Annotated in this window: 12 protein-coding genes; 2 read left to right on the top strand and 10 right to left on the bottom strand. The window is 42.7% G+C overall.

Features of this window, described 5'->3' with window-relative positions:
• Positions 1 to 135: 135 nt before the first annotated feature.
• The 10 genes from RID53_RS14990 to RID53_RS14945 form a co-directional block, all read right to left on the bottom strand.
• A complete protein-coding gene (locus RID53_RS14990) occupies positions 136 to 1,293 on the bottom strand; it encodes a glycosyltransferase (RefSeq protein WP_446388865.1) in 1,158 nt (385 codons plus the stop codon).
• Positions 1,294 to 1,301: 8 nt separating this feature from the next.
• Positions 1,302 to 2,009, bottom strand: a complete 708-nt coding sequence (locus tag RID53_RS14985; protein ID WP_446388864.1) for a hypothetical protein — start codon at positions 2,007 to 2,009, stop codon at positions 1,302 to 1,304.
• Positions 2,010 to 2,025: 16 nt separating this feature from the next.
• The gene (locus RID53_RS14980; RefSeq protein ID WP_446388863.1) at positions 2,026 to 3,168 is read right to left on the bottom strand and encodes a polysaccharide pyruvyl transferase family protein; all 1,143 of its coding nucleotides are present in this window, start codon (positions 3,166 to 3,168) and stop codon (positions 2,026 to 2,028) included.
• The gene (locus RID53_RS14975; protein WP_446388862.1) at positions 3,165 to 4,613 is read right to left on the bottom strand and encodes an alkaline phosphatase family protein; all 1,449 of its coding nucleotides are present in this window, start codon (positions 4,611 to 4,613) and stop codon (positions 3,165 to 3,167) included. The genes RID53_RS14980 and RID53_RS14975 overlap by 4 nt, the downstream gene beginning before the upstream one ends.
• Positions 4,614 to 4,646: 33 nt before the next feature.
• On the bottom strand, positions 4,647 to 5,516 hold the full coding sequence (locus tag RID53_RS14970; protein WP_446388861.1) for a class I SAM-dependent methyltransferase: 870 nt from the start codon (positions 5,514 to 5,516) through the stop codon (positions 4,647 to 4,649).
• Positions 5,517 to 5,542: 26 nt separating this feature from the next.
• Complete coding sequence (locus RID53_RS14965; RefSeq protein WP_446388860.1) at positions 5,543 to 6,883, bottom strand: lipopolysaccharide biosynthesis protein; 1,341 nt, start codon at positions 6,881 to 6,883, stop codon at positions 5,543 to 5,545.
• A gap of 307 nt (positions 6,884 to 7,190) precedes the next feature.
• A complete protein-coding gene (locus RID53_RS14960; RefSeq protein ID WP_446388859.1) occupies positions 7,191 to 8,273 on the bottom strand; it encodes a pentapeptide repeat-containing protein in 1,083 nt (360 codons plus the stop codon).
• Complete coding sequence (locus RID53_RS14955; protein ID WP_446388858.1) at positions 8,263 to 9,027, bottom strand: hypothetical protein; 765 nt, start codon at positions 9,025 to 9,027, stop codon at positions 8,263 to 8,265. The genes RID53_RS14960 and RID53_RS14955 overlap by 11 nt, the downstream gene beginning before the upstream one ends.
• 25 nt (positions 9,028 to 9,052) lie before the next feature.
• Positions 9,053 to 10,531: a HEAT repeat domain-containing protein gene (locus RID53_RS14950; RefSeq protein ID WP_446388857.1), complete on the bottom strand. Its 1,479-nt coding sequence runs from the start codon at positions 10,529 to 10,531 to the stop codon at positions 9,053 to 9,055.
• 285 nt (positions 10,532 to 10,816) lie between these two features.
• On the bottom strand, positions 10,817 to 12,781 hold the full coding sequence (locus RID53_RS14945) for a lipoxygenase family protein (RefSeq protein ID WP_446388856.1): 1,965 nt from the start codon (positions 12,779 to 12,781) through the stop codon (positions 10,817 to 10,819).
• Between the two features lie 504 nt (positions 12,782 to 13,285).
• On the opposite strand from RID53_RS14945, the gene RID53_RS14940 reads away from it, so the two are divergent.
• Positions 13,286 to 14,632: a cytochrome P450 gene (locus RID53_RS14940; RefSeq protein ID WP_446388855.1), complete on the top strand. Its 1,347-nt coding sequence runs from the start codon at positions 13,286 to 13,288 to the stop codon at positions 14,630 to 14,632.
• Between the two features lie 54 nt (positions 14,633 to 14,686).
• A complete protein-coding gene (locus RID53_RS14935; protein WP_446388854.1) occupies positions 14,687 to 15,238 on the top strand; it encodes a hypothetical protein in 552 nt (183 codons plus the stop codon).
• Positions 15,239 to 15,245: the final 7 nt, after the last annotated feature.

The raw sequence follows: 15,245 nt of genomic DNA, 5'->3' as shown, positions 1-15,245 counted from the left end.
TGGCTACAAAAATTAAGCTGAAGCATCCCATTGTGTCTAACATTGATACTGATAAATAAGATAGACCAATTGTCGGTAAATTATTTATTTATATGATTGACAGAAAAACCTAATTGTCTCTAGCGTAAAAATAAACTAATTTTTGATTAATTCAAAATATTTCCTCAAACTATTTTCTAAAGAAAATTCATTGGCTCTATTTTGCAAAAAATCAGGCGGTGGGAGATTTTGTAAAGTATTTAAAATGGCTTTTGCCATTGCCTGTATATCTCCAACTGGTATTAATCGCCCGTACTTACCATTATCTAAAATCTCTGATGGTCCACTTTGGCAATTCGTAGAGACTACAGGAGTTCCTACAGCTAAGGCTTCAATTAAAACTATACCTAACCCTTCCCAAGCTGAAGACAGGACAAATACGGCTGCTCTGGACATATAAGCATAAGGGTTGCTCACAAACCCTGGCATAATGACTCCATTCTCCAAGCCCAGCTCTTGGATCAATCGGTTTAATAGGGGGCGTTCTTCCCCTTCACCCAAAATCATGAGCCGCGCTTTGTACTGCTGTTGCACCAACGAAAAGGCTCTGATCAAGGTGGGAAAATCTTTTTGCTTTGTCAGTCTCCCTACTGCCAGAATGACTGGAGGCTCTCCAGATGCAAACCAAGGATGAGCCAAAGGGGTTTGGGCTTCCTTCAACATGTCCGGCGTTACGACTGGGTTATAAATTACCTGTATCTTTTCACGAGGCAAGCCTGTAGTCAATGTTAAGTCATCCGCTACTCCTTTCGATACGGCAACAATTTCATCAGCCCACGGATAGAAGTGGCGTATTAAGAAGGGCATCAATTGACTTGTGCGGTTAGAACTATTCTTGATGGAAAGCGACAGGGTATTGTGTGTGGTTACGACCAATCTTTTAGATACTCCAGATAAATATCTTGCCCAAAGAGCCACTATATTGGCATGATCCATTGCAGAAAGAAGCACTATTGGGCGTTCTTGCCGTAAGTAGTGAATCAAGTTAGGAAGGCTAGACAGCACTCGCGGAGCCTGAAGGTTGACTATATTTAACTCTGGTGGCACTTGAGCCAGATAAGGTCCTTCCGCTTGAGCTAAGACTAAATCTATATTTAAGCCTCGTTCGGCTAAACCCTTTGCTAAGGTCAACATGGCTCTTTCCACGCCACCACCCCGGAGAGAAGGGAGAAAGATGGCTATTTTCCCTTGATGAAAAAAAACTTCATCTTGCCCGTCACTCGTCTGCACAAGCCCCGATCCCTGCTTCTTCATAATTTTTATTATTTAATGAGTAATAATCTACGCCTTTTTTTGTCCTGCATAATTAAGTATTTTTCTGGGAATTTTTGTTTTAGTTCGTTTTCTCCGTCTGAACCTTTTCTTACATCTAAGATGAGTATTCCACCCGGTTTTAACCATTGATACACTTGTTCAAGATAGGTAGAAACAGGGTAATGATATCCCCAAGAAATAAGCGAAATGATTAAATCAGCACTGCTGCACTCAATCTCATAGTAAGAATTTACGCTGATGAGACGAATGTTTTTTTCGTTAATTTTATTTGACATCAGCATTAATTTTGCTACCTCAAGTGAATTATAATAAGACGCTTGCTGATGGAAACCATAGTAAATATTTTTATTCGTTTCTGTTTGATCTAATAAAAACAAATCTAGTTTCGGTATAGAATGGCGATAATGATGGTAAAGAAAAACATCAATGCCAGCGATCCCACTACCGATGTCTACTATTCTTAATGCCTGGGTAGGTAGGTATGGCTTCATAATTTGATACTCTTCTAATAATTTTAAAGCAAACTTTTCCTTAATTTGTTGACGCATTAAATAGGCTTCTATAGGAATAAAATATGTATAGTACAGGAACCTAAATTTTTTTAAAATCCTAAAATATATCTGTAATTCTGTGCGTTGTAACAGAATATATTTAACAGCACAATCAGGAACGACTAAATTAAAAAAATTATCCATATAAATTGAAATAACCTCAATCTAAAATTTTGCTGATTTGCTCAAGATCTTTGAAATTTGACTGGCTAATCGCACCCAAGCCGCTTTTAATATCAGGGAATAATTCATGCCATCTAGCTAAATAATAATCTAGATTATCGCCAATATCTCGACTCTCAGTTCGCCAAACCATTGCTTCACCCCCGATCCGGCGAAGTAAATCGCGACCTTTGCTATAACAATCAGGATACTTTTCGGCAACTTCCAGAAAAATTAAAGGAGCATGTCCCAGTTTAAGGGTAAAGATACTACCATGAAATCGATCGGTCACCATCAAGTCAAGTAACGAATAAATCCCCAATCTCTGATTTAAAGAATAGTGAAGAGGCAGTGAGATTTGCCCTTTGACTCTAGCTCCTAAGAGATTGATGACGTGATAACCTTTTGCCAGGATTATCTGAGTTAGCTTTTTCCTGATAAAACTTGAGCCAACAGCAACACCAGCTAATTGTCCCGGAAATTGTTCAAATTCTTGAGGTGTATCAACAATAGATGAAAAGTCCCACAAAATTGTTGGATCAGGCATATATGAAACTTGTGTTTCCGCCAACCCTAGCTTCAAAAGCATCTGTCGTGTTGCCTCGTCTCTGACAGATATCCAATGGAAATCCTCCAGACTTGAGAGTAACTGTTCCTGATTATGTTTTAGCTGCCAAGATAATTTTTCGGATTTATCAGCAGACACAGCAAAGGCTAATTTTTTCATCCCCTGTAAGCCCGTTAGCCAAAAAATATTAGGAACTGGCGGAATTAGCCCCTGATCTCGAATTTGCCAGACCACATCACTTCCCACCACAATCCCATCATACTCTTGGTTTAGAATAAAATTCTGTACCTTTTGTAGAGTATTGGTCGTACAAGATGCTAGTGATAAAGTGCAGTATTGGTGCAAAAATTCCTGCAAACTCCTGCGTTGAGCCCATTTATACCGATTGATGAATGGAAAGCGTCGCCTAAAAAGTTTACGGTACTCAATTCTCTCTAACGTCCAAGGACGATAATCGATCAGTTCGACGCTGGCTTGGGGAAACTGCGCCTGTAATAATTGCTGAAGACAATACGCCTGTAAGACTGCACCATCATTGACTGATCTATGAAACGTAAGAATGCCTATTTTCACTGCGCCATTGCTCTCTCGATTATTTTATAGACTAGGGTTAGATCCCAAGGATCGCCGTCTTCCACATAGCGGTAAAGTTCTGGATTAATACACAGAAGCGGATGTCTTCCCTTAGCTCCTGTATATTGGTCGCGAGTTACTTGACGGAGAGTTTCGATGGGTTTATAGTCTTCGTTGGTTTCCACAAATTGACCTTTTTCTTCAAAGAAAATTGAATCAGGATGGTCAATCCAGATGTCGGGAAGTAAGTCGGCAAACTTAGCTGAGCGATAATTTTGGCGATAGGGACGTGCATAGAGTCTATGCTTTGTCGCTGCTTCAGTTGCGTTGAACGCTTCGATTATCTGTTGAGTGACTTGATTAACCTCGCTGTCACCCACTGTACCTGCAAATCTTTCCCTATCATTGATATAAACTCCGCTAACGTAGCGAGCTCCAAACGCTCGTGTTTGGCTCCAATCAATGGCTGGCTGGGAAATACTTCGCACTTGGGGAACAGACTGAGTAATATTTCGCCGAACTTGACGAGGAACTAGCTGAGCCAACTGTTTCACCAGGCGGCGAGTCGTTTTAACTGAACTAGGCAGCGGTTTCTGCATATCCATTTCTTGTAGAAATACATTCATATTCACTGTTGCAAAGCGAGGAGAAGCGCCGTGATCAGATACCACTATAATATACTCTGGCTGTAGTTGGTCTAGTAAATTGTAGATGCACTGATCGAGATCTTGGTAGAGTTCATGTATTCTTTTTTGAATTTTGGTCTGAGGTGAATCTGGGTTTGCCATCAGGGATTCAATCTCACTCATGACTATATATTGAACTACAGTAGTGGCTCTATAGGCGAGAAAACCAAATTCAGGCTGGTATTTTTGGGATAATTGTATGAAGGCATTCGTTCTATTTGTCTGCATGGCGGCAAGACGATTGAAAAAGGTTTCTACGTCTCGAATCCCAGATGATATAAATCGTGTATCTAATATATATTGATGTTGGATTAAATCATCCAAACTTTCTGGAGGAAAACATACACCTGCGGGAATCTTAGAAGCACCACTCACCTTAGAACCACCACTAGCCCCAGCAATGAAAAAACCGTCTACATCTGGGGCTGGCATTGTTGTTGGCACATTCATAAAACCTACTTTGTGACCAAACTTTAACAGCTTCGTCCATAATGGTACTATTAAATCGTTATTATTGTAATCGTTTGTGCTAAAACTTTTGGTAAAGTCATGAGAACCATCCAGTTTAGGCTTAGAATAGAATGCGCCCGTTTCTCTTCCATGTATACCACTCAAAATCTCAGCCCAACCTCGACTCCATAAATCTTCTTCTAGTTCTAAACATATTTGCTCATTTAAAATCGCCTTTAAACTTGGCATATTCATTGATTTTAAAATTTTTTGATCGCCCCCATCAATACCAACAACTAGCATTTTCATGTTTATATCCTCCTTTTATAAATATATTTTTAATTAAATCGTTTTTACAAAAACACCAACACGCCCCAATTTGCATGAAGGTAAATGATGTAAGTTACAAAAATCTTCAAAAGCGGAATTAACCCAATAACCATCAACAAAAGCTAGACTATTTGCACGCAAACGCTCCCAAATCATTTCCATGATTTTCATCCGCGACTCATAGCCTTTCATGGCATCTAGAACGGCAAAATCAAATCGCTCTCCAGGTAAATTTTTCAGAATTATCAAAGCATCACCATAAATTGTCGTATTCTTGACACTTGTCCGCAGGTGCATCGGTATCAGCCAACCCCCATACTTTTCCGCTGGAATGACTCCTCCTGGATTGAGATCCCCCAGAGTACCGGTGTTCTTAATTTTTCCTTTACTGGCTAAGCCTGTACGAATCCAGTCCCTAGGTCGAGATAAGGAAGAAGAAAAACGAGGCAAGTCAAGGGATGTTATACTTCCACCAATTTTGTCCAATACATAGTATAAAAATGCTGATGAATATCCATTAGCCACTCCGATTTCAAGAACATCTGGTTGCTCGAATTGAGCCAGAGAATGAGCTATTGCATCTATCTCTATGTCTATAGCTCCTAGCTGATAAGGTTTGTTTGTGAATATTTTTAATTTTGTGTTTATTTCCTTTTTGAAATCGTTATAGTCTGATTTATAAATTAAGTTATTACTCAACTCTTTAGTTGAATGTTCTAAAACCTCTAATACAACTTGATTGATATATTCAGGGTTGTTTGTAGTTAGGTTTAGGTACTCATTTATTAATTGAATAGGTTTATCGGTATCATTATTCATTTTCCTTATTGCCAACCGTCTTTGCAACGTTAAGTATTTGAGAGCTATTTTATCTAAAACCATAAGTTAAATTGTTTAAGTTTAAAAATCTAATTATGAGAAATTTTGGTCATTTTTCTTAACCTTATGAGTAAGGGGATATCAACCAGTAATCTCGTGCTTAATGCGCCAATTAGTTGCACAAAACTAAGACGAACAGCATTCAAACCTATACTAACAGCAACCCCCAGATACAGCAATTTCATCGCGACTACCAGGTTGCGTTTTTGCAATTGGTCAAGACTTACTGCAAGGGGATAAAAAATTAACGATATACAAGTGAGATATACAGCAATGATCAGAACAGAAAACGTAGGAAGTGCTTCTAAGTATTGGGGCTGGGTAATCCACAGAATAACAGACTGACTTAGTAAAAGAGCAAATATCACAGCTATACCGCCTATGATTAGTGCTAAGGAGACAAAACCCTTGACCAACCTATAGAGTTGTTCAACCTTCCCTTTTGCTAAAAGTGAGGTCACTTCGGGTGTGATCGCCGTTTGAATATTGTTTTGGAGTATCAATAACGGTTTGGTCAACTGTTGAGCGATACCATAAAGGGCTACCTGCTGGGGTGATGCCAAAATTCCCAGTAGAAAAAGACCACCCGAGTCCGATGCCAGTTTGAGATATCCAATCAAGTTAGTTTGAAAAAGCGTCGAGACTAGTTCACGGCGATAGGGTTGCAAGGCACGGAAAAGTGTCATGGGGGAGATTGAGAATAGGTAGGGACGAACAACCCCCATGGCTTTAACGAAAGGAAGCACTGTCTGGATGAAGACACCCAATGCACAAGCAGTTACCACAAATTCCAGGCGATAGTTGTCTGTACTATACAAATAAATACCTAACACCGCAAGCATCATTGCAGCACCTAGAGTTTGGGGAATGACAATAGCGGCGAAATCGTCATGCAGCCTGAGGATCGAAGTGTAAAATCCGCTAAAAGCGGCAATCAAAGCTGTACTAGCATAGATACGAAAAGGCAAAGCCAGATCAGCATCTGCGTAGAAGTGTTGGGCAATCCATGGAGATAGAATAAATATTCCACCTGCGATCGCGAAACCAACGACTAGGCTCAGAGCGAGGCAGAGAAAAAGCAGTCCCCCTAAGGCACTGGTATCCTGATGCTGACGGAACTGAGGATAAAACCTGTATATTATATCATTTACACGTACACCCAAAAAATTTTCCAAGAAGCTAAACAGGTGAATGACAATCAGCACTTTTCCGTAGTCAGAGATCGCTAAAGATTTGCTCAAAAGAGCAGTCTGTAGCAACCTGATGCATATCGTAGCCACCGATCCACCCAAGCTGATAGAAAAATTTTTTGTCAATCGCTGCCAGAGCGATGTATCTTCGCCTTTAATGGAAATGAGCCGCTGCCACATGAACTCAGTTTAACTAGATTTCTCAGATGCATGAATATTCCGTTATTGTAAGCGCGGATAAATCGAAAAGGTTTAGTTATGTGACAACAGATCCACCGATGAAGGTTCAACCGGATAGGATTATATCCTGACTATATTGCCTCGATGATTTAAATCCCGTAGTCATTGACTTTTTTTGTTGTTTGAGGTAATTTTTTACCATGGGAAAATGTGCGCTCCTATAGACCCTCTAGAACAGTAGGGACAAGGGGGACTTCCCAGTAATTTCGCGATCGCTCAACCTGGGATAAAAAGCCATCGCATCCAGTTACCGAGACACCAACACCCCCACGCGATCGCGCTTCACCTCTGCCAAGATAGCGCCGCGCCGTTTCAACACCCGTTTCATCTCGTCAGACAATCCTGGATTGCGATCAAACTCAGCATTTTCCACATTTGCTCCTCTCAAATCTGCCTGATTCAAGTTGGCTCGACTCAGATTAGCGCCGCCGAGTTCAGCAATGCTCAGATTGGCGCGAATTAAGTTAGCATTGCCTAAGTTGGCTAAATACAGGTTAGCCAGACTCAAATCCGCCAAACTCAAATCCGCCCCCTGTAAATCCGCCCCGGTGAGGTTCGTGCGAATTAAATCTGCCCCTCGCAGGTTGGCGCGAATCAGGTGGGCGCGGCTAGCATTGGCACGAATCAGCGTCGCCTGAGTCAAATCACTGAGGCTGAAATCCGTATTCCGTAGCTGAGTATTCCGCAATTTGGCACGGTTTAGTTTCGCCTGACTCATATCCGACTCACTCAGATTCGCGCCGTCGAAATCCGCACCTTGCAGATTTGCCTGTCCCAAATAGGCGCGAATAATATAGGCGTCTTTCAGGTTTGCCTCTCTCAGGTCAGTTTTTCCTAGATTTGCCCCTCTAAGTTTCGCTTCATTCAAATTAGCCCCATAGAGGTGAGCCTGGTAGAGATGAGCGCCTCTAAAATCAACCATTTTCAGATTGGCGTAATTTAAGGTTGTCCCGCCTAAATTAGCATCAGTGAGGTTCGCCCCCTCCAGGTTTGCCTGAGTCAGATCCGCATTCCACAGCACCGCGCCGCGCAGATTTGCCTGTCTCAAATCCGCCCCACACAGATTTGCCTGAATCAAATCCGCCCCACGCAAATCCGCCCCGCACAGCCTCGCCTTCATCAGGTTAGCGCCGTGCAAATCCGTTCCTCTAAGATTGGCTTTCACCAAGTTAGCACCCCTGAGATTCGTATCTCTGAGATTAGACTCGGCGAAATCCCGTGCCAAATTCAGACCCACCATTGCCGCCAGTTGAGCTAAATTATCTGTATCCGCCGCGACAACCTTCTGAATCAGGGCTTGGAGTTGGGTAAAAAAACGTTCATCCATCATAATGCAACTCGACTCGACTGAGATAGGGCTTAAACTTACGTTCCAGCAACTGCTGAATAATCAGTCTGTCCAGCACCGCCTGTTTATTGCGACTAATCTCTGGACTCCACAATCGGTCTACATGGGTCAAACAAATATCTCGTCGCGATACTTCAAATGTGGCGTCTACGCGACAGGGAAGGGCAGAGACACGCAATGTGCCGAGTTTGACCTGATTGAGCCAACCATTTAAGACGGGCTGTCCCCGTTCTTCTTCAAAAATCCAGGCGGGGTTTTCTTCGGTGACTTTTGTTGTAATGTGACAAATAGAATGATGATTAAGTTTCCCCTTTGGTGAGGGTTGTCTGGTTGCTCCATCTGCCTGAGGGTTAAGGGTGGATTCATCCAACTCCCCAGAAAAGCGATCGCGGATTGGACGATTGGCAGAAGAATCCGTTTCAACCGTTGGCACAACCAATTCCATAGAACCCATAATCCGGGATTCGTAAGGAATCTCACCCCCCTCTACCCTCAGTCTTAATGCTCCTCCTTTGAGTCCAAACTGAACCCGCCCTTGAGGTAAAGATTCCCACTGTTGGCTAAACTGAAGGGTTAAGTACAGGTCAATTTGTGGCATTGGGAACGGTTGTAGAAACTCCAGATAGTCAGGATGTTCTACAGGTTGCACCGGAATTCCTGCCAATGTCATGTACAGGCAATCCGGACATTTATTTTCCGGTTCTGGCTGAGATAAAGGAGAAATCGAGGAAGGCATTACCGAACACCAACTGAGTAGGGGTTCATCTATAACCGTACATGACCTGGGACTCAGTTGTTTGCCCGCGTAACATTAAATAACTAAATCCTGGCAAATACGCCATATCTAAAAGAGTAGGGTGGGTGAGGCGGGACTTTAATGGAGGGATAACCATTGAATTTGGGAAAGAGTGCGATCGCGGCTGTGATGTGGAGCAAGGATCAGGGCGATCGCCTAGCTTGCCCAAGGCAATCGCGGCATTGACTCGCACCAATTTTTGAGGGTTAGCAGGAACAGAAATGTATTGCGGACTGGGTGGAACTCGATTAGAAAAAAGGGGTAGTGCAGTGAATAATCCATTCGAGGAGGGTGGAACATAACGCCCTGTATCCTTCAGTAGTGGCAACAGGTCAGGAACCGCCGACTGTGCTGATTCTCCTAGATTTCCCAACAGTTCTGCTGCTTGCAAGCGGACAATTGGCTCTGGTGCTTTCAACGCTTCGATTAAGCCGGGTAATGCATCTGTCCCCAACAAGTTTAATGCTTTTTCGGCAGCACTGCGAACCAGGGAATCGTCATCGTTAAGTACGGTAACTAAAGACCTCGCCGTGTTATTATCCGCTTCCGCTCCTAAGATTTTAGGTAGCAGTGATCCGGAATCTTCAAAAACTGTTGCTGCACTGCGACGCAAGTTAGGATCAGAATGCTGTAAAGCTTCTAACCAATGAGATAGAAGGGGGACAGAAGCTCCGATTTGGGAGAGCGCCCATGTTGCATTCAGCTTGACCCACGGATCAGGGTCTTGCAAGGCTTCGGTTAAGGGAGGTGTCGCTAATGATCTGGCTGGCAAACCAATTTTTCCCAGCGCGATGATTGCTGTAATCCGCAGTCGGTTTTCGGGGTTTCCAGGCGGGGTAGGTGGAAGGCGTCGTTCGTTATCCGTCTCCTCCTCTGTTGTTGTAGTAAGACGAGGAGGAGGAGAAGCAATAGGAGGAAAAGGAAGAGGACGAGCAGGAGGACGACGAGCAGGAAGACGAATAGGAGCGGGAGTAAGAGGAAGACGAGTACGAAGAGTAGGAACAGGAGCAATAAAAATACTTTGACTGGGATATCGAGGACTTGATGGCATGGGTACGATCGCCCGACGTCCATCATTCATCATCTCAATCAATCTAGGAACTGCTGGTGCAGCATCATCAGTGAGATTGCCTAATGCTTCTGCTACACCACTTTTAACCAGAGGATCAGGATCGTCCATTGCACTGAGCAATGCTGGAACAATATCTTGTTGGGTATCACTAAGTTGTTGAATAATTTCCCGACGTTTGCCAACATCGGCGGTACGCAGTTGTTCAACTAACTCGGCAACAATGATTGGTTTAGCATTCTCCCCTTCTCCCCGCTTTGCTATCACGGCTGGAGGCGAGCTAAACTTCTCCTCCTGAGCTGCAACTAGGGTCGGGTCAGCCAAAAAACTCACACTTGTTAACAGGCTCAAAGCCACGCCTATTCGAGAACTCATAGTATTGCTCAACTTGGAGTTTTGTCATGCAAGTATCACATAAATATATATCTTCGCAGACATTTTGTTAAATTTTTTCCCATGATGAGAATGAAATCTGGATAATAATGACGAAATCGCTGTAGTGCGAACATCTTGCTCGCCACTAATACCCAATTTAAATGCATCACGGCTTATTCGTGTTGGGCATGGTTTGAGATTGACTAAACTACTAGCTGGGGTCAAAGACGCCATTAAATAAAGGGCGCAATGCCTTGCGCCCCTACGGATGGGATACACTATCGATCAAACATTGATCAACGCTCTAATGTTATTCACATCAAAATCCAGTTGGGCAAAATCTTGCTTGTGATTTAACAAAATTTTGCGGAATTCGGCGGGAATATCCCCATCTTCATTCTTGATGATATATCCATACTTAATCGCCGTTAACACATTCACCAAATAGAGAAGTTGCGTTGCTTCTCCTGAATCAGGAGCAATGGTTGGATCATCCTCATTCCCAAAACTACCATTCCGCAGTCCGAGAGAACTATACAAGACTTCCCCCCCAGCATCCGTTTGGGAATCATTCACCCAGGAATGCCACAGGGTTACGTGGAAAATTACAAACCGACAGAACTGTTTTAAGTTGTCCATATCATTGGCATCGGGTTTATCCGATAGCGTCACCGGACTAACCACTTTCAAACTGCCATTGATGGTGCGTCGAGAATTATTCGGTTGAGTCAGTTCATTCGTATCATACCATTCATACCCATCGTCGCTACCACTATCTTTTCCCGGTTCATACGCCACACTATGGTTAACCAAGTCATCCGATAACCGATGAATTTCAATCCATTCGCGTTCAATCTCATCCTGATAGGTTTGGAAAAAGACCTCAATATATTCCGTCAAAAGCTGCCAATAGAGATTGGCTATCTTGGCAAAGGTATGCGTCTCACATAAAGGCTGACGTGGTTGCCAACCTTTCCAATCCAACTGCGACATGCTCTCATGACAAATCTGCACCACACTCTCTGGCGTCAAGGGTCCAGCGGTAACAACATAGCCCTCATTTGGGTCTACTAATACTGTATCCGCTCGTCGATTGATATTAATCAAGCTCTTGAGATGAGGAATTAACATCAGACGGAGAGGATTTTTTCTCAAGTTACGGAAAGCCGCAACTGTATATTGCTCCATCTGTAAATGAGCTTTAATATAATGTTCAATCAGTTCAGCTGCGAAGAAAGTGTTGGTGCGGAAAATTCGCTTTGCCTGCAACCATTGATCGCCGTCATTGGGAGTATAGGTAATCGGTTCTTTTAAGGCAGAAAAGGGAGCGTAGGAATCAGGCTGTCGGCTTTGAATAGTAATCGAGGTGGGTAAAAATTTGCCATCTTTTACCTCAAACGTCGCATCGACATTGTGCAGGTCATGAATCTGATCTTTTTCGTAAGCATCCCAGTTAAACGTAACCTTGTACTCATTCGGCTTACTCTTATTTTTTTTCGGTAAGCAGGGATTCATCCCATTGAGAACCCGTAGCCCAAAAAATTCATCACTTCGGGTGTAGCCCGGATTTTTTCGCTCTAGCTCAATTGTGGAATTGGGCGGATAATCCCCTTGAATCTCCTGGAGAGACGGTTGATTCGGATTGAGCGTATTTTCGATAACATGCTTGGCTTTAATTGGGGTTAAACGATTAGCGGCTTCATAACCTTGCAGTTTGCGACCAATCGCATCTTCGTCCGGTGTTCCCTCTAACTCGGTAAACAGAATGCGGGGGAAGGGATTGGTGGGATTATAAAGCCAGTAGGGAACAGTGCAAGTGCCAAAGTCATACTCCTTTTGCGTGACATTATCGGGTCCTTTAATCGTGTAGGCAAGACGTTTGGCAAGCACCAATTCATTGTTGGTATCGAAGCTGCTGCGAATTTCGATGACTCTCAATTCTAAATCTGGCGTATCTTTAAACCCCGCTTGTTCCGGATCATAGTAAATCTGAAAATACCCATTGCGATCCGTGACACCTTTACCTAGATACTCTTCCGGCGTACCAATGTCTCGATCCCATAACTCCACTTCCATATTATGTAAGGGGTTTTGGGTGTCACTGAAGACAAGCTGACCGACAACTTGACTTAATTGAGACCGTTGTTTTGCCGCTTTTTCCTTGAGTTTTTGCTGAATGGCAGACCTGTTAATTAGCCTGAGCTTTAAAACTTGTAATAGTTCTTGAACAATCGTTTGCGACTTGGTCATGTTGATGTCCTTTTGTTAAAAAAACGTTACAGGTTTATTGATGCCCTTTTCCGGATGATGCCGGAATCCCTAATCATTCATGAAATAGCCTAAAGGCTGAAGCCGGATCAGGGCGACGATTCGTTGACCCATCAGCAATTGGCAAATAACCAACAATCGGCTTTAGTAGCAAATAGCAATAGATTTGTCAATGCATGAACCCGAAAAAACTAAATAATTATGAGTATAAATCAGTTGTGAAATAGCGATCCTTGCTGGGCAAGACTTTCAGCCCTATTGGTGTTCACGACTCATTTAAACTGGCTCGACTGGCTCCATTTTGGGACAGATTCATACTGTATACTATTTTTATTCATCTTTCAAGTTGGTTAGGATCGATGTCATTTGATTAAGAAATGTTGAGTATTTTTGCCAAAGTTGAGCTGAATGCCATAAAGTTCAATCCGTATGATGATAAAGTTATAAATTAACCCTTTCCAGCAAGCAAAACCCAGAAGAATTAGGATGGAACATCAAAAAATACTCGAAGTCCATGAGCGTCAACTTAAGTTCTCGCGCCTCTTGGCAAAAATTGGACAGAACAATCCCATTGGCAAAGTCATTCGTTTAATGGCTTATTTTTTAGACCTTCCGGTACTAACCAAGCAATGGCGAGATTATCTGTATGTGCGGAAGGAACGAATCTCCGATAAATTTCTGGGTTTGGATCAGGCGATCATCCATACCACCTACGCTGATGCCAAAAGACTGGTTGAAACTATACCCCAGAAACGGGATAATTATTTGGGACCCTTGAAGATCAATGCTCGCAGTTATTTTCTCGGTCATCCCTTATGTTTAGGAACCAATGGTGATAAACATGCCGGAATTCGAGCGTTATTTTTTCACGCCTTACCAAAACCCGAAGAAACAACAGAGGTATTAGCCAAGCTAGTCGATGAAGGACTAGCTACGGCGACGAAGCAGGGAACCCTAAATGTCAAAACTGACCTGCCCAAAATGATTGTCGCTCTATTACACGAACTGGTTCTTAACCTCAAATTATCTGAGGAAGAAATTGCTGGGTCAGTGGGCTATATTGGAGGGCTGGGATTAGCGACTGTTCCCAATCTTCTTCATAATACACTGTTGAGGAATAAGACGCGATCGCATATTCAGCATCGCCAACAGTTAGTCGAGGCGTACAAAAAATCTTCCAAGTATCAAGAGTATCTGGCGTTCGGGGCGTCGTATCAGTTAAATGAACAACAGGTTGCCAACAATCTGTTTGATATGATCCACGTTGCTGGAACTGCTGGAACCAGTGATCTCCTTGCTTCGGTGTTCGGTGTTTTATGTCAAGATGAAGCCTTGAGAACAAATATTAATGCTGAGATTGATGCCGTTTGGGATGGTCAAACTCCCCTAAATGCCCAAACATTAGCCCAACTGGAATTAACCGAAAAGGTGATTTTTGAAACAGCCCGTCTTTATCCGCCCGTTCGCTTTGTCAATCAAATGTCTACCGAATCGATGGAAGTAGAAATTGGGGGTCAGCGATGTCCGTTCCAAAAGGGGACTCGTCTAGTCGCTTCCCTATTTACGGCAAATCGCGATCCTGACAAATATGAAGAGCCAGACACATTTAAAACCACACGAGATTATAGCGATATTTTGTCCTGGAATGGCTCGAATCAGGAACGCAACTGTCCAGGCAGATCCTTATCGATTGCCATCGTAAAACTGTTCTGTTTATATGCGTTTAAGCACTATCAATGGCATTCTGTTTCGGGTGTAGAATGGGATATGAAAAAGTTTGCTCCATTTAAGCCCAATCTAGTATTGAATGGCTTTGCACAGCAAACGGATTAATTGTATCGCTTTGGTCGGAAACGTCGTTTTAATTAAGAACACAAATAACAACTCATGGTAACTAGTGAAACTCGACAATTGAATGATATTGCCACTTGGATGAGACAAGACAGGGAAACTGATTTACCAGACATTCTTCAAGGAGTGTTCTTTATGGATGGAAATCCTCTTGCTGATGATTGCTGTACATTGGAAGGTGGACAATGGAACGCGAATAGCCGAACGTTATTTCTTCCTGTATTTGCTCCATTTCAATGGACATTTCAGGTTTCCGAACAAGGGCGTCAGTTACTTAATTTTGTTAATTTCGCGAAGGTAACCTATAAATTTGAATTTGATCCAACGTTTCGCTATGCCATCATTATTCCTATTGTTTTCGGATTAAGTATACCAACATGGTTGGTAGAGTTCTCAATGATTCAAATGGATAATGATATGCAAGGGAATACCTGGAAGCGAAAAAACTCTTGGTTGTTAGGACTCTCCGATACCGGAGAATATACATTCAGAAAAATTGTGGATAAAAACCGTCAGTATACGCTCATTTTTTATGAGGTACAGCCAAAAATTTCCCGCGAACTTTTGGTCATTACTAAAAATGAATAGAACTGTC

Origin of the sequence: Coleofasciculus sp. B1-GNL1-01, from assembly GCF_040220235.1 — a bacterium.
Classification (GTDB): domain Bacteria; phylum Cyanobacteriota; class Cyanobacteriia; order Cyanobacteriales; family Coleofasciculaceae; genus Coleofasciculus.
Note: the sequence above shows the minus strand (reverse complement) of the source record. Positions and strands in the feature narration are given on the sequence as shown.